Source organism: Flavobacterium sp. (assembly GCF_031537875.1).
In the GTDB taxonomy this organism is placed as follows: Bacteria; Bacteroidota; Bacteroidia; order Flavobacteriales; family Flavobacteriaceae; genus Flavobacterium.
The window spans coordinates 116,294-140,200 of record NZ_JAVKNB010000011.1; the positions used below are offsets into that span (position 1 = coordinate 116,294).

The following is a 23,907-nucleotide window of genomic DNA, read 5'->3' on the forward strand; positions in this document are numbered from 1 at the left end:
GACATCCTTTGTTGCCAGGGTTTGGCAGCAAAGATAAAACGAATGGCGGGAATAGCTCCTTAAAAGAAAACAAATTCAATTATTTTATTGATTTTTAAAAGATTAGGCCCCTAAACAATTCATAAAAGTAGGGTAATGTTTTTAAAATCATAAGTTATTATGTAATTTTGCAAAAAATTTTACAATCACAAATATACTATAAATGAGTACAGCAACGATGCCTTATGTGGCTTTCAAAGTAAAAGACATTTCTCTAGCGGCTTGGGGAAGAAAAGAAATTGAATTAGCAGAAGCTGAAATGCCAGGATTAATGGCGCTTAGAGCAGAATACAAAGACGAACAACCTTTGAAAGGCGCTCGTATTGCAGGATGTTTACACATGACTATCCAAACTGCAGTCTTGATTGAAACTTTAATTGCTTTGGGAGCTGAGGTAACTTGGTCTTCATGTAATATTTTCTCTACTCAAGATCAGGCTGCTGCTGCTATTGCTGCTGCTGGAATTCAAGTATATGCTTGGAAAGGTTTGAATGAAGTAGATTTTGACTGGTGTATTGAGCAAACTTTGTTCTTTGGTGAAGATAGAAAACCATTGAACATGATTTTGGATGATGGTGGAGATTTGACTAATATGGTGATTGATCGTTACCCTCATTTGGTTGAAGGTATCAAAGGATTATCTGAAGAAACAACTACAGGAGTACATAGATTATACGAAAGAGTAAAAGCAGGAACATTACCAATGCCAGCTATTAACGTAAATGACTCGGTTACTAAATCTAAATTTGACAACAAATACGGATGTAAAGAATCGGCTGTGGATGCAGTAAGAAGAGCAACTGATATTATGTTGGCTGGAAAAAGAGTTATTGTTTGTGGATACGGAGATGTAGGAAAAGGAACTGCTGCTTCTTTTAGAGGTGCTGGATCTATTGTTACTGTAACTGAAATTGATCCAATATGTGCTTTACAAGCAGCAATGGACGGATTTGAAGTAAAAAAATTAGATACTGTTATTGCAACGGCTGATATTATTATCACTACTACAGGAAATAAAGATATTGTTTTAGGTTCTCACTTTGAGAAAATGAAAGACAAAACGATTGTTTGTAACATCGGACACTTTGATAACGAAATTGATATGGCTTGGTTGAACAAAAACTTTGGTCATACTAAAAACGAAGTGAAACCTCAAGTAGATATCTACAACGTAAACGGAAAAGATATTATCATCTTGGCTGAAGGTCGTTTAGTAAACTTAGGTTGTGCTACAGGTCACCCAAGTTTTGTAATGAGTAACTCATTTACCAACCAAACTTTGGCTCAAATTGAATTATGGAAAAACAGTGCGGCTTACAACAATGAAGTGTACATGTTACCAAAACATTTAGATGAAAAAGTGGCTGCTTTACACTTGGCTAAATTAGGTGTTGAATTAGAGACATTACGTCCGGAGCAAGCAGCTTATATTGGTGTTGAAGTTCAAGGACCATTCAAACCAGAATATTACAGATACTAAAGATTTACGATTGTAGCAATACGATTTGCGATTTTTTCAAACCCTTACAGTGATGTAAGGGTTTTTTAATGCGTATTATTTTTATATTTGTTAGTATTAACAACTAAATATAATGCTATGGAAATGAATTTTATTTCGCCTGTTGTGGCGGCTTTTACTACTTTGTTAGTAGGTTTTGTGTGGTATCATCCCAAGGTTTTTGGAACAGCTTGGATGAAAGAAACAGGGTTGACGCAAGAAGAATTGGCAAAAGGAAATATGCTTAAAATCTTCGGATTGACCTTTATCTTCTCTATTTTTATTTCTTTCATAATGCAGATGTTGGCAATTCATCAAATGGGCGCTTTGAGTATGATAGGTGGAGCGGCTAAAGTAGCAGAAGCCAAGCCTTCTTTTGCGGCTTTTATGTCAGATTATGGTGCTGCTTTTAGAACGGCTAAACATGGTGCTTTTCATGGACTATTTACAGCGGTATTGTTTGCTTTTCCAATGATTGCTATTAATGGGTTGTTTGAAAGAAAATCGTGGAAGTATATCTTTATTCATGCTGGATATTGGGTAATTTCATTAATGATTATTGGTGCTATTGTTTGTGCTTGGATTTAAATCAACAATGATATAAAACAAAAAAACCTGTTTCGTGAGAAACAGGTTTTTTTAATGATATAGTAAATCTACAGATTATGCTTCGAATGGAAGAATAGAAACGTATGATTTGTTATCTCTTTTCTTTTGGAACTTAACAACTCCATCAACTTTTGCATGTAAAGTATGATCTTTACTAATGTAAACGTTTTCACCTGGATTGTGTTTAGAACCTCTTTGTCTTACGATGATGTTTCCAGCAATAGCAGCTTGACCACCAAAAATCTTAACGCCTAAACGTTTTGATTCTGATTCTCTACCATTCTTCGAACTACCGACACCTTTCTTGTGAGCCATGACGTATTGGTTTTAATATTGTTAATTATTCTTTAGTATCTTCTTTTTTAGCTTTTGGAGCTGCCTTTTTAGCTTTTGGAGCTGGTTTAGCTTCTTCAGTTGCTGGCGCTTCAACGGCTACTTTTTCTTTCTTAGGTGCTGCAGCTTTTTTAGCTCCACCTACTGTAATACCTTCAATTACAATTTGAGTAAGATATTGTCTATGACCGTTTCTCTTTTTGTATCCTTTTCTTCTTTTCTTTTTGAAAATGATAACTTTGTCTCCTTTTAAGTGTTGTAACACTTTAGCTTCTACAGAAGCACCTTCTATAGCTGGGGCGCCTAAAGTTACATTACCTTTGTCGTCTAATAAAAGAACTTTGTCAAAAGAAACTTTTGAACCTTCTTCGTTAGCCAAACGGTGAACATAAACCTTTAAGTCTTTGCTTACTTTGAATTGTTGCCCTGCTATCTCTACGATTGCATACATACGAAATTGTTTTTATTAATTTTAAGGTTGCAAATATACAATTAATAATTTATCCTGCAATCCCTATGATAAAAAAGTTTTTCGGGTCGTTTTTTAAGAAAACAAGTGTTAATTTTTTATCAAAGTTGGAATTGATTCGCAATACCAATTAAAAAAAAGTATTTTTGATGTAACAATAATACTAAGTAACTATCTAATTAGAATTCCTTAGGATTGTTACAACCTAAATCTAACCTATAATTATTAATCTTTATGAAAAAATCTATCATGATGTTAAGTGCTGCATTGATGCTGGGAGGAGTCGCTTCTGCTCAGAAAGTCGCTTTTGAAGAGTATGACTTAGACAATGGATTGCATGTGATTTTGCACAACGATCCGTCAGCCCCAACGGTGGTAACTTCGGTAATGTACCATGTGGGTGCCAAAGACGAACAACCAGATCGTACTGGTTTTGCTCACTTTTTTGAACATTTATTGTTTGAAGGGACTCAAAACATAAAACGTGGAGAGTGGTTTAAAATTGTAACAGGTAATGGAGGCGTGAATAACGCTAATACTACTGAAGACAGAACTTATTATTATGAAGTTTTTCCTTCTAATAATTTAGAATTGGGATTATGGATGGAAGCAGAGCGTATGTTGCATCCAGTGATCAACCAAATTGGAGTGAATACTCAAAACGAAGTAGTAAAAGAAGAGAAGCGTTTGCGTTATGATAACAGCCCGTATGGTCAATTGATTCCGCAAGTGAAGAAAAATATGTTTAAAAACCATCCGTATCGTTGGACTACTATTGGTTCAATGGATCATTTGGATGCGGCTAAGCTAGAAGAATTCCAAGCCTTCAATAAGAAATTCTATATTCCAAACAATGCTGTTTTGGTTGTTGCGGGGGACTTTAAACCCGAACAAGCGAAAGAATGGATTCAAAAATATTTTGGAGTAATTGCAAAATCAACTCCAATTAAAAGAACCACTTTTGAAGAAGCTCCGATTACCGAAACAATCAAAGCTACTTTTGAAGATCCCAACATTCAGCTTCCAATGTTAGTAACAGCATATAGAACGCCATCTATGAAAACACGCGATGCTCGTGTGTTGGATATGATTTCGTCTATTTTGAGTGACGGAAAAAGTTCTCGTATGTACAAGAAAATAGTTGACGATAAGAAAATGGCACTTCAAATAGGTGCGTTCAATTATAGTCAAGAAGATTATGGCACCTATATATTGTATGGTTTGCCTCAATCTCCATTTACGGCGGCTAATTTATTGGCTGAAATCGATGAAGAAATCGTTAAATTACAAACGGAGTTAATTTCGGAGAAAGATTTACAAAAATTACAAAACCAATTTGACAATCAATATGTAAATAGTAATTCGACCATTGAAGGAATTGCCAATAATTTAGCTACCTACCATTTGTTGTATGGTGACGTAAATTTAATCAATACCGAAATTGAAATGTATCATTCCATCACTCGTGAGGAAATTAGGGATATTGCCAAGAAATATTTGAATCCAAGCCAGAGACTGGTTTTGGACTATGTTCCAGTAAAAGATAAATCCCAAAACTAAGATACATCATGAAAAAATCAATTATTATTTTATCAAGCTTATTTATATCAGCGATAATGCAAGGACAAATCATCCCTCAACCCAAATCAGGAGCAGCCCCAACTATTAAAATAGGGAAACCCGAGTCATTCCAATTAAAGAATGGGTTGAAAGTAATGGTGGTTGAAAATCATAAATTACCTAGAGTTTCTTTTACATTAACTTTAGATAACGCCCCTTATGCCGAAGGTGCTAAAAAAGGAGTTTCTGACTTGACCAGTAGTCTTATTGGTAACGGGACAAAAAAAATCTCTAAAACCGCTTTCAATGAAGAAATTGATTTTATGGGAGCCAATATTAGTTTTAGTTCCAATGGTGCTTCAGGAAGCACCTTGTCTAAATATTCTGGCCGTGTCTTAGAGTTGTTAGCTGATGGTGCGTTGAATCCTAACTTTACCCAAGCTGAATTTGACAAGGAAAAAGCCAAAATGATTGAAGGCTTAAAAGCGAGTGAGAAAAGTGTTCCAGAGGTTGCAAGTAGAGTAAATGATTTCTTGACTTTTGGGAAAGACCATCCTAATGGTGAATATGTTACTGAGGCGACTTTAAAAAATGTGAATTTAGCCGATGTTCAAGCGAATTACAATTCGTATTTTGTTCCAGAAAATGCCTATTTGATTATTGTAGGAGATGTTAAGTTTGCAGAAACAAAGAAAGCAGTAGAAAAATTATTTGGTTCTTGGAAAAAAGCTTCGGCTCCAGTTCAAGCTTATGCAGAACCAAAAGATGTTTCTTTTTCACAAATCAATTTTGTAGATATGCCAAATGCGGTACAGTCAGAAGTGGCAGTGGTCAATTTGGTCAATCTTAAAATGACTGATCCTGATTATTTTCCAGCTTTGGTAGCCAACCAAATTTTAGGAGGCGATTTTAATAGTTACCTGAACATGAATTTGAGAGAAGCACACGGTTGGACGTATGGTGCAAGATCAAGTATTCGTGGAGACAAACGTATCACTAAATTTGAAGCATCTACTCAAGTACGAAATGCAGTAACGGATAGTACCGTGGTTGAAATTTTTAAAGAATATAAAAAAATCAGAACTGAAAGAGTATCTGATGATATGTTAGCTAGCGTAAAAGCGGGTTATATTGGCCGATTTGTGATGCAAATTGAAAAACCACAAACGGTGGCGGGTTATGCTTTGCGAATCCAAACACAAAATTTGCCAGCTGATTTCTATGAAAATTACATTAAAAACATCAATGCAGTAACTGCTGACGATGTGTTGCGTGTTGCCAATAAATATTTCTTGGCAGACAATAGTCGTATCTTGATTGTAGGAAAAGGAGCTGATGTAGTTCCAGCATTAGAAAAATTGAAAATCCCAATTTTGTTTTTTGACAAATATGGGAATGCTGTAGAAAAACCTGTTTTCAAAAAAGAAGTGCCTAAAGGAATGACTGCTAAAACAGTTTTAGATAATTACATCAAAGCCATTGGTGGTGAAAAGGTAGCTTTGGCAGTAAAAACAATCGCAATGGTTGGTTCAACGACTATTCCGCAAGCGCCAGCTCCATTAAGGTTCAATTCTAAAATTGACGCCAAAGGGAAATTAGTGGTAGAACTTGCCATGGGTGGAATGAGTTTGATGAAGCAAGTGGTTAATGAAAAAGGGGGTTTTGTTATTCAACAAGGTCAGAAAGTAGAGCTTACAGGAAAAGATTTAGAAGATTTGAAAGCGGCTGCAGCTCCTTTTGAAGAACTAAATCTTTTGAAAAACCCAGAAGTGAGCTTGACAGGAATTGAGACAATTAATGGGACGGAAGCCTATGCTTTGAAAAACGGAAAAACAACCTTGTATTATGATGTTAAATCAGGTTTAAAAATCGCTGATGTAATTACCATTGAGCAAGGGGGTAAAACGATGAATAAAACTAATTCGTATTTGGATTATCGCGAGGTAAAAGGATTGAAAGTTCCATTTAACTTGGTTCAAAATGTAGGTTTTGAATTGAATATTAAAATGACTGACGTAAAAATTAACGAAGGAGTAACGGATGCGGATTTCCAATAAATAGCATTCAAATTGAATAGAAAGGCTGTCTGAAAAGACGGCCTTTTTTATTTTTTAGACGAAAGATAGACCCCAATTAAAATGATAAACGCACCCATGAATTGGATAGGAGTTAAAATTTCGTGATCCAATAATCCCCAAAAGAAAGCAACTATTGGAATTAAGTAGGTTACCGATGTTGCAAAAACAGGAGAGGATATTTGAATTAATTTAAAAAACAGAATATTGGCTATTCCGGTACCCACTATTCCAAGTATAGCAATATAACCCATGGAAATTTGTACTTCTGGAGCAGAAATTATGTCAAAAAATCCAGAAAAATACAATAGTAAAACTGCGGGTGCTAATAAGACTAAAAAGTTACCCGTAGTAATACTAAGCGGAGCAACAGTGGGTAAATATTTTTTAATCAAATTTACATTAGTTGCATAACAAATAGATGCCAATACCACCAAAAGGGCATAATAATAGTTTTGCTCAGGATGATTTGAAGCGCCGTTAAAAACTAAAAGAATACTTCCTATAAAACCGATACAAATTCCGATAAATTGATTTTTTTTAAAGGGAACTCCAAAGGCAATTATGCCTAATATTAAGGTATTTAATGGTGTTAATGAGTTTAAAACAGCAGTTGTCGAACTATCAATTTCAGTTTCAGCTAAAGCAAAAAGATAGGCGGGTATAAACGTACCAAATACAGCGGTTAGGGCAACGTATTTCCATTGCGACTTAGTTAGTTTAAACAAGCTTTTATATCCAATCAATACTAAGAAAACTGCAGAAAAAATAAGTCGTAAGGAACCTAATTGTATCGCGCTTAATCCGATTAGTCCTTTTTTAATTAAAATAAACGAACTTCCCCAAATTAAAGAAAGAGTACCAAGGTAAATCCACTTGAGCTGTTTTGATTCCATGAAAAATAGTTTGGGTCAAAATTCTATTAAATTTGTGAAATTGTCCGTCTTTTTTTGATTAATTTTGTCATTATCAAAGAAATAAAATTCAAACACATGAAAATCACAAAAACAATATTGGCATTCGCGTTCGTTAGTCTTTTAACGGTATCATGCAAAAAAGGCGCTGAAACAAAGGAAGAAATTACTGAAAAAGAAGTAGCAGCACCTAAAAAAGAAGTAGTAATAGCTACTGAAAATGTACAAACTGCTAGTTTTGAAATTGAAGGAATGACTTGTGCTATCGGTTGTGCAAAAACAATTGAAGAAGAATTAGGTGCTTTAGACGGTGTTCAAAAAGCAACGGTAGATTTTGATTCTAAAAAAGCAACAGTAGTATTTGACAAAACTATCCAAAGTCAAGAAAGTTTAACTAAAGTGGTTGAAGCTACTGCTGATGGGAAAACCTATAAAGTGGTGTTGCCAAAATCATAAACTAGTTGCCGTATAAAATTAAAAGCATCCTTTTGGGATGCTTTTTTTGTTATTTCCATTTCAAGGTTTCTAGTAATCGTTGCATATCATTTTTAATATAACTCGCTGCGGGCATAATAGAATCAAAATTAGGTTTGGCATAAAAATAAATCGAACCAGTAACAAAATGTTTAGTGCTATCGGTCGCGTAAAACTGAGCATTAGTTGCTGCGTTGCCATCTACTTGATAGAACATTCCGAAGACTTTTTTTTGAGGGTTTAGGTAAGGCTGTTCTAAAATATCATCAGCTTTAATAACGTGTTCATAGGTTAATTTTTGAGCGTCGCGCAATAATTTGTTGATATCTCCATTGACTGGTTTATAGGTCAAATAGATAGTTGCTTTCATTTTAGGATAGCTTATGGTAAAACCACACTCTTTTTCTCCTTTAATAATAGCATCGGCATTCATTTCAAAAGTAAATGGACATTGGCTCTCAAATTGCGCATAATTAGCTTCAGGATAGTCCAAGCGTAAATGGCTAGAAGGTTTTGGTAACACTTCTTTTTTACAACTCAATACAGTCAATGCAACAAGAAAAAGGACTACAAAAAGGATTGTTTTTTTTGGCATAGTATTCTTAAAAATAGCATCGATTAAAAAGGCAAATCGTTAATAGGTAAAGTAGTATTTTGTGGTTCTGGTGGGGTTGTCTTATTATTTTCAGAATCTTTTTTAGTGTTTAAAAAAGTAAATTCGACTACTTGAATTTCTGATGTGTGTTTGGTTGTTCCATCTTCGGCTTGCCATTGACGCGATTTAATACGACCTTCTACATAAATTTTATCTCCTTTAGAAAGGTATTTTTCACAGAGTTCAGCGGCTTTATTGCGCACCACTAAATTATGCCATTCGGTAGAAGTGATTTTTTCATTAGTTGTTTTATTGATGTACACTTCGTGTGTTGCTAGTTGGAATCGGCCAATGCAATTGCCTCCTTCAAAATAATGCAACTTTACCTCGTCACCAAGATAACCAATAAGAATCACTTTATTTACTGTTCCGTTCATAATACAGTGGTATTTGAATCAAAGATAGGGCTTTTTAGTAGTAACATTTTCATTCGCTTCAATAAAATTATGAAGCACAATTGGGAAAGGATAGGTTTTTAAATCGGTTTTATTAATTCCGTTTGAAAGAGTTCCACCTACTTTTACATTCCAAAATTTGATATGTAAATGTTGGTGTGATAATTTATGAATGATACTTTTCGAGTTTTCTTCTCCGATAGTAAGTATATTTAAGTGCTGAAAATCGTTTTGAATTTGCTTTGAAATGGTTTTGAAATCTTCCTCCTTTTCAGATTCAATCAAGGGGAATTCATATAAATTGTGCCAAATTCCTTTATCGGTTCTTTTTTGAATAATGGTGTTTTCAGCTTCGTCAGAAAAGATGAGGTAATTAAAGAATCGATTTCTGACCTTTAGCTTTTTTAATTTTACAGGAAGTTGGTCTACTTTTTTCTTTTGCAAAGCAGCACAGCTTTCGTTAAAAATACAAGCTTCGCAGTTTGGACTTTTTGGAACACATTGCAAAGCACCAAATTCCATTATAGCCTGATTGAATAGCGCAGGATTGTCTTTTGGGATTAATTCGAGAGCCATTGCACTGAACTCCTTTTTGGCGGAAGCCGATGCGATATCAGTTTCAATATCAAAATAGCGCGAAAGCACTCGAAACACATTGCCATCAACAACAGGAACGACTTCATTGTAAGCAAAAGAAGCAATTGCGGCAGCAGTATATTCGCCAATTCCTTTTAGTTTTAATAAATCCTTATAATTAGTTGGGAAAACACCTCCAAGTTCATTCGCTATATATTGTGCGGTTTGATGTAAGTTTCTGGCGCGTGAATAGTAACCAAGCCCTTGCCATAATTTTAATACTTGTTCTTCATGGGCATTTGCTAAATCAAAAACGGTTGGAAATGCAGTTGTGAACGAAAAAAAATAAGGCATTCCTTGTGCTACTCGCGTTTGTTGGAGCATAATTTCGGACAGCCAAATGGGGTATGGATTAGTGGTATTTCGCCAAGGTAAATCGCGTTTATTTTGTAAATACCAATCTATCAATAACTTAGAAAAATCCATTGTTCAATATTTGTTTGCAAAAGTAAAAGTTTATGTGATTAAAATTTAATGAATTAGCTTGAATAATTGTTTTTTTAATTCATATATTTGCAAACTCAAAAAAATAGTACAACATTTATAAATAAGGAAAGAAAATGACGAAAGCAGATATCGTAGCGAAAATTTCAGAGAAATTAGGTCTTGAAAAAGGAGATGTTCAGGCAACTGTAGAAACATTTATGAATGAAGTGAAAACTTCATTAGAGACTGGAGATAACGTATATTTAAGAGGTTTTGGAAGTTTTATCGTAAAAACAAGAGCTGAAAAAACAGGTAGAAACATTTCTAAAAATACAACAATAAAAATACCTGCTCACAATATTCCTGCTTTTAAACCGGCAAAAGTTTTTGTAGAAGGCGTAAAAATCAATAACGAAGCAAAATAAAATAGTAATTAATCATAAAATCTACAAGATATGCCAAGTGGTAAAAAAAGAAAGAGACATAAGGTAGCGACGCACAAACGTAAAAAAAGAGCGAGAGCTAACCGTCACAAGAAGAAAAAGTAGTTTTAAACTACTTTTTTCTTTTTAAACGTTCATTGAAATCGAGATTTAAGAATGTAGATTTACGATTTAAGATTGCAGATTTGAAAAATCTAAAATTAAGAATCAAAACTCGAAAATCTAAAATCTCCCCGGGTTCAATACCTGTTAAAAATATTGTTTAATCCATCCTTACTATAAGTTGGTAGTTGATGGTTGCTAGTTGCTAGATTATTCTGACAATGAACAACCAATGACCGACAACCCAATGTTCGGATAAAAATGTACAGCGTGAATAAAGAATTAATCATTCGATCCAGTTCAGAAGCCGTAGATTTTGCCTTATTAAAAGATGGAAAACTAATTGAATTACACAAAGAAGAGGAAAAAAGCAACTTTCAAGTTGGGGATATTTTTATTGCCAAAATTAGAAAACCAGTTGCTGGATTGAATGCTGCTTTTGTAAATGTTGGCTTCGAAAAAGATGCCTTTTTACATTATCATGACTTAGGTCCTAATTTATCTTCCCAACTGAAATTCATAAAACTTGTAAGCGCAGGTAAATTAAAAGATTTCTCCCTAAAAACCTTTCAGTTTGACAATGAAATTGATAAAGATGGTACCATTACTGATGTTTTGAGTGCTAATCAATCTATTTTAGTGCAAGTCGTAAAAGAACCAATATCAACCAAAGGGCCAAGAATTAGCGCTGAGCTTTCTCTTGCTGGACGTTTTATTGTGTTAGTGCCTTTTTCAGATCGTGTTTCTATTTCTCAAAAAATAGAAGACAAAAAAGAAAAGGACCGTTTAAAAAGACTCGTACAATCTGTTAAACCAAAAGGATTTGGTGTTATTGTTCGTACAGTAGCCGAAGGCAAAAATACAGCCGAATTAGAAAAAGATTTGCAGAACCTGCTTAGCAGATGGACTGCAATGTGTAAGAAATTACCAACTGCTCATCACCCGTCAAAAGTATTAGGAGAACTCAATAGAGCCTCTTCAATATTAAGAGACGTATTTAACGATACCTTTAGTGGTATTCAAATTGATGATGAAGAGTTGTACCAACAAACCAAGGATTATGTGCAAGAAATTGCGCCATCCAAAGAATCAATTGTGAAGTTTTATCAATCCAATGATACTCCCATTTTTGAGAAATACAATATAGAGAGACAAATCAAGACTTCGTTTGGAAAAACGGTTTCTATGAGTAAAGGAGCGTATCTTATTATCGAACATACCGAAGCTTTACACGTTATTGACGTGAACAGCGGAAACCGTTCTAATAAGGCTTCTAATCAAGAAGACACCGCCATGGAAGTGAATATGATTGCTGCCGCCGAAATAGCAAGACAATTGCGTCTTCGTGATATGGGCGGAATCATCGTAGTTGATTTTATCGATATGGCGAATCCTGAAAATCGCAAAGTATTGTTCGACTTCTTAAGAGAAGAAATGAGCGATGATAAAGCCAAACATAAAATCTTACCGCCGAGTAAATTTGGATTAGTTCAAATTACAAGACAACGCGTAAGACCAGAAATGAATATTAAAACTAGAGAAGAAGATCCTAATAATGAAAGTGGCGAAATTGAAGCGCCAATTCTTATCATTGACAAGATTACTTTAGACCTAGAAAGAGTATTAAAAAGCCATCCATCTGTTGTACTTAACGTACATCCGTTTGTGGCTGCATACCTTACCAAAGGTTTTCCATCAATACGTTCAAAGTGGTTCTTTGAACATAAAAAATGGGTGAAAATCATACCACGTGACGCTTACACGTATTTAGAATACCATTTCTTTGACAAAAAAGGGAATGTTATTTCAGAATAAAAAAGAAACCGCCTTTCGAAAGATTGGCGGTTTTTTTATGCTTCATTGCGAGGAACGAAGCAATCTTATTTTAGGAGCTATTTCCAGCTTTCCGCTCTATCTTTTTTGGCGCCTTCGAGTACCTCAGTCACCTAAAAAGGATGCCGCTTCTATCTGGGCTAAGGGTAATTAGTAAAGATCACTTTCTGCGCTCCGCAAAAAAACGCTTCATCAGTTCGGCAGCTTCTTCAGCTAAAATTCCAGAGACCACTTCAGTTTTGGGATGCAATTGGGTTCCCATTTTTACAAAGCCACGTTGTTCGTCAGTTGCACCATAGACAATTTTAGAAATTTGACTCCAATACAAAGCCCCAGCACACATTTGGCAAGGTTCCAGCGTAACATACAAGGTGCAATCTTTTAAATATTTTCCGCCCAAGAAATTAGCCGCTGCTGTTATGGCTTGCATTTCGGCATGAGCGGTTACATCGTGAAGTAATTCAGTTAGATTATAGGAACGCGCAATAATAGTATTGTTAATCACAATCAGCGCGCCCACCGGAATTTCACCTTTTTCAAAAGCCATTTCAGCCTCTTGCAAGGCTTTCTTCATAAAATAGGTATCGTTGAAAGGGTTTTCCATGTGGCAAAAATAAGAATTCAATTTGTACATTTGCACCATGTTAAGCAATTTACTTTCAAGTATCAACAGTCCCACTGATTTACGTCAACTCGATGTCAATCAATTGCCACAACTCGCTCAAGAGTTGCGCGACTTCATTATCGACGTCGTTTCGGTCAAAGAAGGACATTTGGGTGCTAGTTTGGGAGTAGTAGAGTTGACTATTGCCTTGCATTATGTTTTTGATACGCCTAACGATCGTTTGATTTGGGATGTAGGTCATCAAGCCTACGGACATAAAATTCTAACGGGACGGAGAGATAATTTTCACACCAACAGACAATTTCATGGGATTTCGGGTTTCCCAAAAAGAAGCGAAAGTGAGTACGATGCTTTTGGCGTAGGCCATTCATCAACCTCTATTTCGGCAGCTTTAGGAATGGCGATTGCTTCTAATTTGAAAGGTGATTTTGAAAAGCACCATATTGCGGTCATTGGCGATGCTTCGATTGCCTCAGGAATGGCATTTGAAGGACTGAATCACGCGGGAGTTACGGATGCTAATTTATTGGTTATTCTGAATGATAATGCCATTGGAATTGATCCAAGTGTAGGAGCGTTAAAAAACTATTTGACCGCAGTCAAAGAAGGCAAAAATCCAAGACAAAATAACATGATTAAGTCCTTGAATTTTGATTATTCGGGACCAATTGACGGACATGATATTCAGGCAGTAATTCAAGAATTAGAACGACTGAAAAAAGTAAAAGGCCCTAAATTCCTTCACGTAATTACTACCAAAGGAAAAGGATTGCAACAAGCGGAAGAAAATCAGGTGCAATACCATGCGCCAGGAAAATTTGATGCCAATACAGGAGAAATTATTCCTAAATCAGAAGAACATCTTCCTCCAAAATACCAAGATGTTTTTGGAGAAACGATTTTAGATCTGGCACAAAAAAATGAAAAAATCATCGGAATTACACCGGCAATGCCAACAGGAAGTTCGCTTAAGTTGATGATGGATGTATTTCCAGAAAGAGCATTTGACGTAGGAATTGCAGAACAGCATGCAGTGACTTTAGCTGCTGGGATGGCAACACAAGGTATGGTTGTTTTTTGCAATATCTATTCGACTTTTTTACAAAGAGCGTATGATCAAGTGATTCATGATGTTACCTTGCAAAATTTACCTGTTATTTTTTGTTTGGATCGTGCGGGATTGGTAGGAGAAGATGGAGCCACACACCATGGTGTTTTTGATTTGGCGTATCTGCGTTGTATCCCAAATATGATTGTGTATTCTCCAAGGAATGAAATGGCTTTGCAAAATATTTTATATACTGCTCAATTAGGCTTGGAACATCCAATCGCGATTCGCTATCCACGCGGAAGAGGTCAAAATACGCATTGGAAAATTCCGTATGAAACCATTACAATTGGAAAAGCCCACTGTATAAAAGAAGGAACAAAAGTAGCTGTTTTGTCTAACGGGACTATTGGAAATACTGTGACGCAGGCTTTGGAAAATTTACAAAATCCATCTGACATTGCGCATTTTGATTTCCCGTTTGTTAAACCTTTGGATGAAAAACTTTTGCATACTATTTTTTCAAAATTTGAAATGGTAATTACCATTGAAGACGGAACTATTACAGGAGGTTTTGGAAGTGCAATTTTAGAATTTGCTGCCATAAATAACTACCATTCAAAAATACAAGTAGTAGGCGTTCCAGACCAATTTATTGAACAAGGAACTGTTTTAGAATTACAACAATTTTGTAAAATGGACGTTAGTAGTTTGGAAGTTTTGTTTAGAGAACTACTTTAAAATATCAAATTAAGGATTAAAAAACATACTAAAATGAGGTTAGCTTGCGCTCTTTTTCTATTACTTTTTTCAGTGTCAATTTTTGCTCAAGAATTGACCAATACGAAATCACCCGATACGATTTCGTATTGGACTAAAAAGAATAAATTAGGATTTGATATTTCAGAAATTGCTTTTGTCAACTGGAGTGCTGGGGGGAATAGTGCTGTGTCAGGTTTGTTCAAAGGTGAATTTTTACGAATGTATGCTAAAGAAAATCGCAAGTGGGTAAATGAGTTGTTTGTTCGCTATGGTTTGAATAAGCAAGATGGACTTGGTGTTAGAAAAACAGATGATGCGATCCAATTTAACTCTACTTTTGGGTATCGAAAAGACACGATTACCAATTGGTACCATTCCGCTAAATTTAATTTCAATACGCAGTTTACCAATGGATATGCCTATCCAAATACCGAAAAAGTAATTTCTCGATTGTTTGCGCCAGCTTACATCTTTTTGGGGGTTGGGGCAGAAAATGCCAATAAAGAGAAAAAACGTATTTTTTATATTTCACCTTTTACGTTTAAGACAACCTTAGTTTTAGATCAAAATTTAGCCAATCAAGGGGCATTTGGGGTCTCTAAAGCGATTTATGATACTAGTGGAAATATTCTTGTTAACGGGAAACGTTCCAAGACAGAATTAGGGTTTTTATTTACTAGTTTTTATAAAAGGGAAATCGTGAAGAATATTACCTTGGTCAACAAACTCAGTTTGTACTCTGATTATATTAATAATTTTGGAAATATTGATGTGGATTGCGATCTTTCATTAGATTTGGTAGTCAACCAATATGTTAAAGCAAATATCGGCGCTAGAGTTGTGTATGATGATGATATTAAAGCTAAAGAGGAAGTTAATGGAACTCAAGTTACTGTTGGTCCAAAAGCACAATTAAAGCAGTTGTTAGGTGTGGGTATTGTGTACCAATTTTAAACTACCATCAAATTACATCCCCGAATATCAGAATGGTCAAAGCGACCTAAAACTTCAAAACTTCCATTAGCGTATTTTTTTCCTAGGTCTTGTGTAGCAATAAAGGAACACGAATTGATATTGGCTAAATCAATTACGTTGATGCCTCCTGTTTTCCCTTCTCTAACGTAAGACAACGCATCTTCGGTATCGCGAACGAGTAGTTGCATCCACGAAGGACATTCAAAGATTCCTTCGCCTAAAGAATAGGCTTGCGACAATAATTCAGTCATGCCGTATTCTGAATGGATAGCGGTAACCCCAAATCCTTTACAAAGTTGTTGATGCAATTCTTCGCGAATCATTTCTTTTCGTTTGCCTTTCATTCCGCCTGTTTCCATAATGATAGTATTTTCTAATTGGAAAGTATGTTTTTCAATTAAATCCAATAAAGCATAGGTAACCCCAATTAGAATCACATTTTGACCTGCTTTATCTAATTGAATTAATTTGGCAATTAATTCGTCGTAATTATGAAGATAAAAGCCACTTTCAGGCTGATTCGATAGTTGAATTAAATCATCTACCATGTGAATTAACGACGAACCTTCTCTTTCTAAATAGGATGGAAGTAAAGCTAAAACAACATAGTCTTCAATATTGCCATAGAATTGTGAAAATCCTTTGCGGTAGCTCTCTTCGTAAATACTCACATCGGTAACTAAATGTTTACTAGTAATCATTCCGGTTGTACCACTACTGGTAAAAGTAGTTTGTATAGGATTTGTAGAAGAAACTACGGAATGGCTTTTAAAAAACTGAATGGGTAAAAATGGAATTTGTTGAATGGATTTTACCTTTTGCACATCGGTTTTTAAGAAATCGCAAAATTCACGATACACCAAATTATTCTCGTATTGGAAACGAAAGACTTTCAAAGCGATTTTGTCAAATTGCTTCTGATTGCTAATGGTGAATATATCGTGGGTTGAAATCAAAAATTATTTTTTTACAAAAGTAATCGAAATAAATGGGAAAAGAAACGGACATAAAAAAAGCTCCATTTAGGAACTTTTTATATTTGATTTTATCGTACAATCAGTTTTCGAGTAGTAGAAGCTTCTTCTTCTTTGATTTTTATGATATAAACGCCAGGAGATAAAGTTGATATATTAAGTTCTCTTGAACTCAATACTGTTTGGAATACTTTTTTACCTAAAACATCAAAAATTTGAATCTCTTTATCTAAATCATTTTTAGTAGTAATATAGACTTTACCGTTACTCACAGGATTAGGGTACAAGCTCAATCCTTCAATAGAAGTTGATTCTTGCAATTTAGTTTGTTGCTTAGTTTCTTGTGCTGAAGCGCTCAAAGAGAAGAAAAAGAACAACAAAAGTGTGATATAAACGTAGTTTTTTGTCATTAAAAATGATTTTCAAGTGTTAAAGATAAAAAATATTTTTCAAAAAATATACCAAAACGAAATAAAATGCGTTATGTGGAATTTTTCAATAAATGCGCTCCTTTTATACGTTAAAGCCGTGTTATCCCAATGTTATCAATTTATTATCTTAGCATCGCATCGCATCGGTTTTTGGTTGTTTTGTTTTATATTTACATTGTAAAAATTAAATACATTATATATTTCATAATGAAAAATCGAAGTACAAAAATATTATTGGTAGATGATGAACCAGATATTTTGGAGATTGTAGGTTATAATTTGGCTCAAGAAGGGTATCAAATTAGCACAGCATCTAATGGAAAAGAAGCAATTGCTAAGGCTAAAAGTGAGGTGCCAGATTTAATCATTATGGATGTTATGATGCCAGAAATGGATGGTATAGAAGCCTGTGAAAACATCAGAAAAATAACAGAATTGAACCATGTTATTATTACTTTTTTAACGGCAAGAGGAGAAGATTACTCCCAAGTAGCCGGATTTGATGCAGGAGCTGACGATTATATTACAAAACCAATCAAACCAAAATTATTGGTAAGTAAAGTAAAAGCATTATTGCGTCGTTCTAAGGAACAAGAAAAAAACACAGAGACATTAAATGTCGGTGGAATTGAAATTAATAGAGAAGAATATAAAATTATTAAAGACAATGTTGAAATTGTCTTGCCTCGAAAAGAATTTGAATTACTATATTTGTTAGCCTCTAAACCGGGTAAAGTATTTAAACGAGAGGAAATTTTAGATACTATTTGGGGGAATGATGTGATTGTTGGGGGAAGAACCATCGATGTGCACATTCGAAAGTTAAGAGAAAAAATAGGAGATGATTTTTTTAGAACCATAAAAGGAGTAGGATATAAGTTAGAAATATAGCCCATTCACTTTTTAATTTTTTATTTGATAACGCAATCTTTTGCGTTATCTTTATTTAAAAGAACCACGAATTATAGATGAAAATAAGTTTTAAAAAGAATTACCGATTTGCTTCTAAATCTGCACTACTTATTAGCATCTCTACATCTTTGTTTGGGATGATTTTAGCAAAGTACATGTTGAAATTAGAGCAACATGATGTACTTACATTTGGGTTTATTTTTTTTCTATTCACTTTGTTCTTTTCTTTTTTGGTACTACAATATCGTGTAGAACGTTTCATTTATAGTAGGATAAAAAAAATATACGATGATGTAGCTTTACTCGAATCGTCTTCGTTTATCAACCAGCCCATAACAACTGATATGGAAACGCTTTCACGAAAAGTGAAAAAATTTGCCACCGATAAGAAATTAGAAATCGAGATGCTTCAGGTGAGAGAAGAATACCGAAGAGAATTTCTAGGTAATGTTTCTCACGAATTAAAAACCCCTCTATTTACAGTACAAGGATATATTGATACCCTGCTTGAAGGGGCTATGGAGGATAAAAATATTCGAAAAAAATATTTGAAACGCGCCGAAAAAGGAGTGGAACGATTAATATATATTGTTGAAGATTTGGATATGATTACCAAGCTAGAATCAGGAGATTTACATTTAGAAATTTCTGAATTTGATTTGGTAGAATTAATTCAAAACGTTTTGGATCTTTTGGAGATGAAAGCTGATAAAAAGAAAATTAAGCTAGAATTAGAGAATTCTTTTGGTAAGCAATTTATTGTAAAAGGAGATAAAGACAAATTGCAACAAGTAGTCGAAAATTTGGTGGTGAATTCTATCAAGTACGGTAAAGAAGGAGGTCTAACAGAAGTTAGCATCGTCAATTTGACCAAGAAAAAATTATTAGTTCGAATAACTGATAATGGTGAGGGTGTAGAACAACAATATTTACCAAGATTATTTGAACGTTTCTTTCGTGTCGATAAAAGTGGTTCTCGCTCTGAAGGAGGATCCGGTTTGGGCTTAGCCATTGTAAAACACATTGTTGAAGCACACAAACAAAAAATATATGTAGAAAGTGAATTTGGCGTTGGTTCTGAATTTTCTTTTACTCTGGACAAAGCGGTTAACATCGCTAAAGACTAGTTTTTATTATCCTTTTGAGCGATTGTAGTTCAAAATAGCATACTTCGGATAACAATTGAATAACAATTATTTCTTCACAAGATAATACCATCGTAACATTAGGTTAACATAGCTGATTCATCTTTGCATCAGAAAAATTAATCTAACACAACGATGAAAAAAATTACTGTAGCGTTTTTTGTTTTAGGCGCTTTGATGGCAAAAGCACAAGATGTGCAAAATGATACCATAAAATCGAATAGCATTGAAGCATTGAAAGAATCTGTAGATGCGCACTCAATGAAATTTGAAGGTTTAGAAGAAAGATTAGCGACTTCTGATGCTGATCTTGCAAAATTGACAAAAATTAAAGTGTCTGGATATATCCAAGCACAGTATGACATGTATGATACATGGACTTTTGATGGTGTTCATGGAATCAATAGTTCTTCTACTTCAGCCCCTATAACTAATTCTTTTTTCTTGAGAAGAGCTAGAATTAAATTTGCTTATGAGGCTTTAGATGGTGTAAAATTTGTTTTGCAACCTGACTTCGCTTTTGATAAAGTGTCTTTGAAAGATGCTTATGTAGTTTTGAACGACCGTTGGACGAAAACTTTCTCATTGTATTTAGGGCAGTTTGATAGACCAAATTATGAAGTAGAGTACTCTTCAGGATCTATGGAGATGTTAGAAAGAACTAAAATGGCTGGGATTTTATATCCAGGTGAAAAAGAATTAGGGGCTAAATTAGAAGCTAATTTTGATACTAAATACAACTTCCCTTTAAAATTACAGTTGGCTGTAATGAATGGTAACTTCAATTTAGGAACTACTGCAAATCAAACTAAAGATGTTGATAATACTAAAGATGTAATGGCTAGAGCCGTTTACTCTGTTAAATTACCAAATGCTGGTTTAGGAATTGATTTTGGAGGACACGGTTACTTCGGAAAAACTGAAGTAATGCCAGGGACTGCTTTGACTGGTTTTACAAAAGCTGATGGAACTGCTTTTACTCCAGTAGTGGGTGATAAATTAGACAAAACTTGGTTGGGTGCTGAAATGCAAATTTACTATGACTTATTAGGAGGAATGGCTTTGAAAGCAGAGTATATTTCTGGAACTATGTCAGGTGTTGGTTCGAATTCTATTTATGTGAATTATAATTCAGTATTCAAGGTAGCCGGATTAAGAGATTTTAGTGGTTACTATGCTACTTTGATAAAAAACATTGGTACTAAAAATCAATTTATTGCTCGTTATGATGAATTTGATCCTAATACTAAATTATCTGGGAATGCAGTAACAAATGCAAACGACTTAAAATATAATACACTGACTTTATCTTGGCAATATTTTTATGATGAAAATATCAAAATTGTAGCAGGTTATTCTTTGCCAGTAAATGAAAAAACTACCGGTATTACTTCAGGGGATTTTGCTAACAGAGATAAAACAGACAATCAGTTCAGTATCAGAATTCAAGCGAAATTCTAATTTAATTAACTATTTTTTTAAAATCAATAAAAATGAAAACAACAAAATTAAAAATAGCTGCAGTTTTAGCTTTAGTGATGGTAATCGGATTATCGTTTACATCTTTGGAAAAAATTACAGTGAAAGGGTCAGACACAATGGTTATTTTGTCACAAAAATGGGCTGAGGTGTACATGCAAAAAAATGCAGGAACTACAATCCAAGTAACTGGTGGTGGTTCAGGTGTTGGTATTGCAGCCTTGATTAATGGTTCAACTGATATTGCTAACTCAAGTCGTCCAATGAAAGCTGCTGAGGTAGATAAATTGAAACAACGTTACAATACACTTGGAATTGAAATTCCATGTGCAAAAGATGGTTTGTCTGTGTATTTGAATAAAGCAAATGGTGTTTCTGAATTAACAGTGAGACAAATCGGAGATATCTTTGCTGGTAAAATTACTAACTGGAAACAAGTTGGTGGAGTAGATGCAGGAATCAGATTGTATGGTAGAGAAAGTAGTTCAGGAACTTTCGTTTTCTTTAAAGACAATGTTGTTAAAGGAGATTACTCACCAAGTTGTCAAACTCTACCTGGAACAGCTGCGATTGTAAATGCAGTTAAGAAAGATAAATTCGCTATTGGTTACGGTGGTGCAGCTTATGCTGAAGGAGTAAAAGATTGTAAAGTTAAGAAAGACGATAAAAGCCCTGCTTATGCTCCAAATGCAGAAACAATCAAAAGCAAACAATATCCAATTACAAGATATTTGTACATGTATTTGAAATCTAGACCAACAGGAGAAACTAAAAAATTCATCGATTGGATTTTAAGTCCAGAGGGTCAAAAAGTAATAGTTTCGGTAGGCTATTATCCTGTAAAATAATTACAATATTAAAATTATCCTTCTCCATTTTTGGTGAGGGATAATTTTGTGTTTAAACTAATTTATATATTTCATAATTCAATTCAATGAATTCTCAATTATCGAATACTAATTTTACTAAAGAAAGTCTGAAAAAACAATTCAGACTTTCTGAGTTTCTAGCTGAAAAAATCATTTCATCGGTGGCTTTTTTATCTATTGCTATTATTTTTCTAATCTTCATTTTTGTGTTTAAAGAATCGTTACCTATTTTTAGTACTGGTAAAGAAGTTGCAAAAACAGAGATTCAAGCAACAGATTCAGCTTCAAAACCCGAATCGTATGGGTCTGAGTCGACAGAAGAGTTAAAACCAGAATCGTATGGCACGGAGCCAACTGAAGAATTGAAACCGGAGACTTATGGCTCTGAACCCGTTTCTCAGGCTGATTTACAACCAGAAACCTATGGCGATGTAAAGGCAGAACCGCTAACTTCAGATTCAGAAGAAATGTCAGATAAGGTTGCTGAAACTGAAAATGGTGATGGAGCAGGAAATACTTGGAATACCTTTTTGACTACAGAGTGGGTTCCAGTATCCGACAATCCAAGATTTGGATTGTTTGGATTACTAATTGGGACATTAAAAGTAACCATAATTGCAATGCTTATTGCAGGGCCTTTAGCTGTTTTAGCTGCTTTATTTACGTCTTGTTTTGCTTCTAAAAAAACGAAAGAGATTATTAAACCTATCATCGAAATGTTGGCAGCTTTCCCGTCAGTAGTAATTGGGTTTTTTGCTTTGATGGTTTTAGCTTCTTTTTTCCAAAATGTGTTTGGTTACGACTCTAGATTGAATGCCTTTGTAGGCGGAGTAGCTATGGCTTTAGCAGCAATTCCAATTATATATACCATTTCGGAAGATGCCTTGTCGTCTATTCCAAAAACCTATACAGAAGCAAGTTTAGCTTTAGGTGCGAGCAAATGGCAAACGGCATTTTTTGTGGTTTTGCCAGCGGCGACACCAGGTATTTTTGCGGCATTATTGTTAGGTGTGGGACGTGTTTTTGGAGAAACCATGATTGCTTTAATGGCTACAGGAAACGCTGCTTTAGTTTCATCAAATCCTTTTGAAAGTGTGCGAACTTTTGCTGCAACTATTGGTGCTGAAATGGCAGAAACGGTTTTTGGAGAAACACATTACAGTGTTTTATTCTTCATAGGGTCGTTACTTTTTATTTTCTCATTTGGCTTAAATGCTTTGGCAGAGTTTTATGTAAAAGGAAAATTAATTAAAAAATTCCAAGGCAAATAATATGAATACAAATACGAATACAACAGAAAATCATTTTTTCTCTAGTGAGGGAAAAGGAATCGATATCAAAGGGAAGTTGATCGTTGGAACTACACAATTGGCAGTTCTATTGATTATAGCTATCCTTTTTATTATACTTGGAATCATTGTTTATGAAGGGCGAGATAAATTCTCGTGGGAATTTATTAGTTCATTTCCAACGGAAGGGATGACTAAAGGAGGAATTTTTCCTGCTCTGATAGGAACCTTTATTTTGGTTATTGTAATGTCTATTGCTGCCGTGCCATTTGGAACTATTACAGCCATTTATTTGACAGAATATGCTAAAGAAAATTCAGTAATTGCAGCAGCGGTTCGATTTTCAATTCGAACATTAGCGGTTGTACCTTCTATTATTTTTGGTTTATTTGGATTGGGTTTCTTTATTCAATTTGTTGGTGCGGGTGCCGATACCGTTTTGAATGGAGGACAATTGCGTTGGGGACAACCTAATATTCTTTGGGCAAGTCTTACTATGTCATTATTGACATTGCCCGTAATTATTGTTTCAGTAGAAGAGGCTTTAAAAACGATTCCTCGTGAATTGCGTGAAGCAAGTTTAGCCTTGGGAGCCACCAAATGGCAAACAATTAAAAAAGTAGTTTTCCCAGGTTCCATTTCTGGAATTATGACAGGAACTATTTTGGCAGTAAGTAGAGGAGCAGGAGAGGTAGCGCCAATTTTATTTACGGGGGCGGCATATTATTTGGCTACGTTACCAGGGTCGTTAAGTGATCAATTTATGAACTTGGGGTATCACATTTATATTATGTCAACGCAATCTTCAGATGTTGAAAAAACAATGCCAATACAATTTGCAACGACACTTGTTTTATTAATATTGACTTTGTCATTGAATTTAGTAGCCGTTTTAATCCGATCAAGAATTAGAAGAAAAACAAAGTAATTGACCTAA

24 protein-coding genes are annotated in these 23,907 nt (G+C 34.6%); 15 read left to right on the plus strand and 9 right to left on the minus strand.

What is annotated here, in order from left to right; all coding sequences use genetic code 11:
- The first annotated feature begins 202 nt into the window (after positions 1-202).
- Both ahcY and RMR09_RS07795 read left to right on the plus strand, forming a co-directional pair.
- Positions 203-1,519 (plus strand): adenosylhomocysteinase, encoded by a 1,317-nt coding sequence (gene ahcY / locus RMR09_RS07790; protein WP_310595235.1) that lies wholly within the window; start codon positions 203-205, stop codon positions 1,517-1,519.
- A gap of 117 nt (positions 1,520-1,636) precedes the next feature.
- The gene (locus RMR09_RS07795; protein WP_310595236.1) at positions 1,637-2,125 is read left to right on the plus strand and encodes a DUF1761 domain-containing protein; all 489 of its coding nucleotides are present in this window, start codon (positions 1,637-1,639) and stop codon (positions 2,123-2,125) included.
- Positions 2,126-2,200: 75 nt separating this feature from the next.
- Here RMR09_RS07795 and rpmA read toward each other — a convergent pair whose 3' ends face one another.
- Both rpmA and rplU read right to left on the minus strand, forming a co-directional pair.
- Positions 2,201-2,461, minus strand: a complete 261-nt coding sequence (gene rpmA, locus RMR09_RS07800) for a 50S ribosomal protein L27 (RefSeq protein ID WP_025539465.1) — start codon at positions 2,459-2,461, stop codon at positions 2,201-2,203.
- A 25-nt stretch (positions 2,462-2,486) separates the two neighbouring features.
- Positions 2,487-2,930: a 50S ribosomal protein L21 gene (rplU, locus tag RMR09_RS07805; protein WP_310595237.1), complete on the minus strand. Its 444-nt coding sequence runs from the start codon at positions 2,928-2,930 to the stop codon at positions 2,487-2,489.
- 252 nt (positions 2,931-3,182) lie between these two features.
- Here rplU and RMR09_RS07810 point away from each other — a divergent pair, with 252 nt between their 5' ends.
- Both RMR09_RS07810 and RMR09_RS07815 read left to right on the plus strand, forming a co-directional pair.
- On the plus strand, positions 3,183-4,508 hold the full coding sequence (locus tag RMR09_RS07810; protein ID WP_310595238.1) for a pitrilysin family protein: 1,326 nt from the start codon (positions 3,183-3,185) through the stop codon (positions 4,506-4,508).
- Between the two features lie 8 nt (positions 4,509-4,516).
- Positions 4,517-6,565: a pitrilysin family protein gene (locus RMR09_RS07815; RefSeq protein WP_310595239.1), complete on the plus strand. Its 2,049-nt coding sequence runs from the start codon at positions 4,517-4,519 to the stop codon at positions 6,563-6,565.
- A gap of 47 nt (positions 6,566-6,612) precedes the next feature.
- Here the strand turns inward: RMR09_RS07815 and RMR09_RS07820 are convergent, their stop codons facing one another.
- Entirely contained in the window at positions 6,613-7,479 is an 867-nt protein-coding gene (locus tag RMR09_RS07820) for a DMT family transporter (RefSeq protein WP_310595240.1), read from the minus strand.
- Between the two features lie 96 nt (positions 7,480-7,575).
- Here RMR09_RS07820 and RMR09_RS07825 point away from each other — a divergent pair, with 96 nt between their 5' ends.
- On the plus strand, positions 7,576-7,953 hold the full coding sequence (locus tag RMR09_RS07825; RefSeq protein ID WP_310595241.1) for a heavy metal-associated domain-containing protein: 378 nt from the start codon (positions 7,576-7,578) through the stop codon (positions 7,951-7,953).
- Between the two features lie 49 nt (positions 7,954-8,002).
- On the opposite strand, the gene gldD is transcribed toward RMR09_RS07825, so the two are convergent.
- Genes gldD through mutY form a run of 3 tightly spaced genes read right to left on the minus strand, consistent with a single transcriptional unit; the run spans position 8,003 to position 10,083 of the window.
- Positions 8,003-8,566, minus strand: coding sequence for a gliding motility lipoprotein GldD (gene gldD, locus RMR09_RS07830; RefSeq protein WP_310595242.1), 564 nt, complete (start codon positions 8,564-8,566; stop codon positions 8,003-8,005).
- Positions 8,567-8,589: 23 nt separating this feature from the next.
- Positions 8,590-9,003, minus strand: coding sequence for a single-stranded DNA-binding protein (locus RMR09_RS07835; RefSeq protein ID WP_310595243.1), 414 nt, complete (start codon positions 9,001-9,003; stop codon positions 8,590-8,592).
- 18 nt (positions 9,004-9,021) lie between these two features.
- Positions 9,022-10,083, minus strand: a complete 1,062-nt coding sequence (gene mutY / locus RMR09_RS07840) for an A/G-specific adenine glycosylase (RefSeq protein WP_310595244.1) — start codon at positions 10,081-10,083, stop codon at positions 9,022-9,024.
- 134 nt (positions 10,084-10,217) lie between these two features.
- On the opposite strand from mutY, the gene RMR09_RS07845 reads away from it, so the two are divergent.
- Positions 10,218-10,508, plus strand: coding sequence for an HU family DNA-binding protein (locus tag RMR09_RS07845; RefSeq protein WP_039112429.1), 291 nt, complete (start codon positions 10,218-10,220; stop codon positions 10,506-10,508).
- A 390-nt stretch (positions 10,509-10,898) separates the two neighbouring features.
- A complete protein-coding gene (locus RMR09_RS07850) occupies positions 10,899-12,443 on the plus strand; it encodes a ribonuclease E/G (protein ID WP_310595245.1) in 1,545 nt (514 codons plus the stop codon).
- 178 nt (positions 12,444-12,621) lie between these two features.
- Here RMR09_RS07850 and RMR09_RS07855 read toward each other — a convergent pair whose 3' ends face one another.
- The gene (locus RMR09_RS07855) at positions 12,622-13,065 is read right to left on the minus strand and encodes a nucleoside deaminase (protein ID WP_310595246.1); all 444 of its coding nucleotides are present in this window, start codon (positions 13,063-13,065) and stop codon (positions 12,622-12,624) included.
- A gap of 37 nt (positions 13,066-13,102) precedes the next feature.
- Here RMR09_RS07855 and RMR09_RS07860 point away from each other — a divergent pair, with 37 nt between their 5' ends.
- Together RMR09_RS07860 and RMR09_RS07865 are read left to right on the plus strand one after the other, a co-directional pair.
- The gene (locus RMR09_RS07860) at positions 13,103-14,875 is read left to right on the plus strand and encodes a 1-deoxy-D-xylulose-5-phosphate synthase (RefSeq protein ID WP_310595247.1); all 1,773 of its coding nucleotides are present in this window, start codon (positions 13,103-13,105) and stop codon (positions 14,873-14,875) included.
- Positions 14,876-14,908: 33 nt separating this feature from the next.
- On the plus strand, positions 14,909-15,850 hold the full coding sequence (locus RMR09_RS07865) for a DUF3078 domain-containing protein (protein WP_310595248.1): 942 nt from the start codon (positions 14,909-14,911) through the stop codon (positions 15,848-15,850).
- On the opposite strand, the gene RMR09_RS07870 is transcribed toward RMR09_RS07865, so the two are convergent.
- Complete coding sequence (locus tag RMR09_RS07870; RefSeq protein WP_310595249.1) at positions 15,847-16,827, minus strand: acyl transferase; 981 nt, start codon at positions 16,825-16,827, stop codon at positions 15,847-15,849. The two genes, RMR09_RS07865 and RMR09_RS07870, sit on opposite strands and share 4 nt — an antisense overlap.
- A gap of 89 nt (positions 16,828-16,916) precedes the next feature.
- Entirely contained in the window at positions 16,917-17,255 is a 339-nt protein-coding gene (locus tag RMR09_RS07875) for a T9SS type A sorting domain-containing protein (protein WP_310595250.1), read from the minus strand.
- 228 nt (positions 17,256-17,483) lie between these two features.
- Here RMR09_RS07875 and RMR09_RS07880 point away from each other — a divergent pair, with 228 nt between their 5' ends.
- The 6 genes from RMR09_RS07880 to pstA all read left to right on the plus strand — a co-directional run bounded on the left by RMR09_RS07880 (position 17,484) and on the right by pstA (position 23,898).
- Positions 17,484-18,167, plus strand: coding sequence for a response regulator transcription factor (locus RMR09_RS07880; RefSeq protein ID WP_310595251.1), 684 nt, complete (start codon positions 17,484-17,486; stop codon positions 18,165-18,167).
- 77 nt (positions 18,168-18,244) lie between these two features.
- Positions 18,245-19,315, plus strand: a complete 1,071-nt coding sequence (locus tag RMR09_RS07885; protein ID WP_310595252.1) for an ATP-binding protein — start codon at positions 18,245-18,247, stop codon at positions 19,313-19,315.
- A gap of 153 nt (positions 19,316-19,468) precedes the next feature.
- Positions 19,469-20,794 carry a porin gene (locus RMR09_RS07890; protein ID WP_310595253.1) on the plus strand — a complete coding sequence of 442 codons (1,326 nt, stop codon included), beginning with the start codon at positions 19,469-19,471 and terminating at the stop codon, positions 20,792-20,794.
- A gap of 32 nt (positions 20,795-20,826) precedes the next feature.
- Positions 20,827-21,660, plus strand: a complete 834-nt coding sequence (locus tag RMR09_RS07895) for a phosphate ABC transporter substrate-binding protein (protein ID WP_310595254.1) — start codon at positions 20,827-20,829, stop codon at positions 21,658-21,660.
- Positions 21,661-21,746: 86 nt separating this feature from the next.
- Positions 21,747-22,952, plus strand: coding sequence for a phosphate ABC transporter permease subunit PstC (gene pstC / locus RMR09_RS07900; protein WP_310595255.1), 1,206 nt, complete (start codon positions 21,747-21,749; stop codon positions 22,950-22,952).
- Position 22,953: 1 nt separating this feature from the next.
- On the plus strand, positions 22,954-23,898 hold the full coding sequence (gene pstA, locus RMR09_RS07905; RefSeq protein WP_310595256.1) for a phosphate ABC transporter permease PstA: 945 nt from the start codon (positions 22,954-22,956) through the stop codon (positions 23,896-23,898).
- The last annotated feature ends 9 nt before the right edge of the window (positions 23,899-23,907 follow it).

What these genes read in the sequence shown, in the direction of transcription:
- mutY (WP_310595244.1), bottom strand. Translation starts at nt 10,083, where the DNA reads ATGGATTTTTCTAAGTTATTGATAGATTGGTATTTACAAAATAAACGC.
- RMR09_RS07860 (WP_310595247.1), top strand. Translation starts at nt 13,103, where the DNA reads ATGTTAAGCAATTTACTTTCAAGTATCAACAGTCCCACTGATTTACGT.
- RMR09_RS07825 (WP_310595241.1), top strand. Translation starts at nt 7,576, where the DNA reads ATGAAAATCACAAAAACAATATTGGCATTCGCGTTCGTTAGTCTTTTA.
- RMR09_RS07810 (WP_310595238.1), top strand. Translation starts at nt 3,183, where the DNA reads ATGAAAAAATCTATCATGATGTTAAGTGCTGCATTGATGCTGGGAGGA.
- pstA (WP_310595256.1), top strand. Translation starts at nt 22,954, where the DNA reads ATGAATACAAATACGAATACAACAGAAAATCATTTTTTCTCTAGTGAG.
- ahcY (WP_310595235.1), top strand. Translation starts at nt 203, where the DNA reads ATGAGTACAGCAACGATGCCTTATGTGGCTTTCAAAGTAAAAGACATT.
- RMR09_RS07875 (WP_310595250.1), bottom strand. Translation starts at nt 17,255, where the DNA reads ATGACAAAAAACTACGTTTATATCACACTTTTGTTGTTCTTTTTCTTC.
- rpmA (WP_025539465.1), bottom strand. Translation starts at nt 2,461, where the DNA reads ATGGCTCACAAGAAAGGTGTCGGTAGTTCGAAGAATGGTAGAGAATCA.
- RMR09_RS07855 (WP_310595246.1), bottom strand. Translation starts at nt 13,065, where the DNA reads ATGGAAAACCCTTTCAACGATACCTATTTTATGAAGAAAGCCTTGCAA.
- RMR09_RS07815 (WP_310595239.1), top strand. Translation starts at nt 4,517, where the DNA reads ATGAAAAAATCAATTATTATTTTATCAAGCTTATTTATATCAGCGATA.
- RMR09_RS07890 (WP_310595253.1), top strand. Translation starts at nt 19,469, where the DNA reads ATGAAAAAAATTACTGTAGCGTTTTTTGTTTTAGGCGCTTTGATGGCA.
- gldD (WP_310595242.1), bottom strand. Translation starts at nt 8,566, where the DNA reads ATGCCAAAAAAAACAATCCTTTTTGTAGTCCTTTTTCTTGTTGCATTG.
- RMR09_RS07835 (WP_310595243.1), bottom strand. Translation starts at nt 9,003, where the DNA reads ATGAACGGAACAGTAAATAAAGTGATTCTTATTGGTTATCTTGGTGAC.
- pstC (WP_310595255.1), top strand. Translation starts at nt 21,747, where the DNA reads ATGAATTCTCAATTATCGAATACTAATTTTACTAAAGAAAGTCTGAAA.
- RMR09_RS07885 (WP_310595252.1), top strand. Translation starts at nt 18,245, where the DNA reads ATGAAAATAAGTTTTAAAAAGAATTACCGATTTGCTTCTAAATCTGCA.
- RMR09_RS07795 (WP_310595236.1), top strand. Translation starts at nt 1,637, where the DNA reads ATGGAAATGAATTTTATTTCGCCTGTTGTGGCGGCTTTTACTACTTTG.
- RMR09_RS07880 (WP_310595251.1), top strand. Translation starts at nt 17,484, where the DNA reads ATGAAAAATCGAAGTACAAAAATATTATTGGTAGATGATGAACCAGAT.
- rplU (WP_310595237.1), bottom strand. Translation starts at nt 2,930, where the DNA reads ATGTATGCAATCGTAGAGATAGCAGGGCAACAATTCAAAGTAAGCAAA.
- RMR09_RS07865 (WP_310595248.1), top strand. Translation starts at nt 14,909, where the DNA reads ATGAGGTTAGCTTGCGCTCTTTTTCTATTACTTTTTTCAGTGTCAATT.
- RMR09_RS07845 (WP_039112429.1), top strand. Translation starts at nt 10,218, where the DNA reads ATGACGAAAGCAGATATCGTAGCGAAAATTTCAGAGAAATTAGGTCTT.
- RMR09_RS07895 (WP_310595254.1), top strand. Translation starts at nt 20,827, where the DNA reads ATGAAAACAACAAAATTAAAAATAGCTGCAGTTTTAGCTTTAGTGATG.
- RMR09_RS07820 (WP_310595240.1), bottom strand. Translation starts at nt 7,479, where the DNA reads ATGGAATCAAAACAGCTCAAGTGGATTTACCTTGGTACTCTTTCTTTA.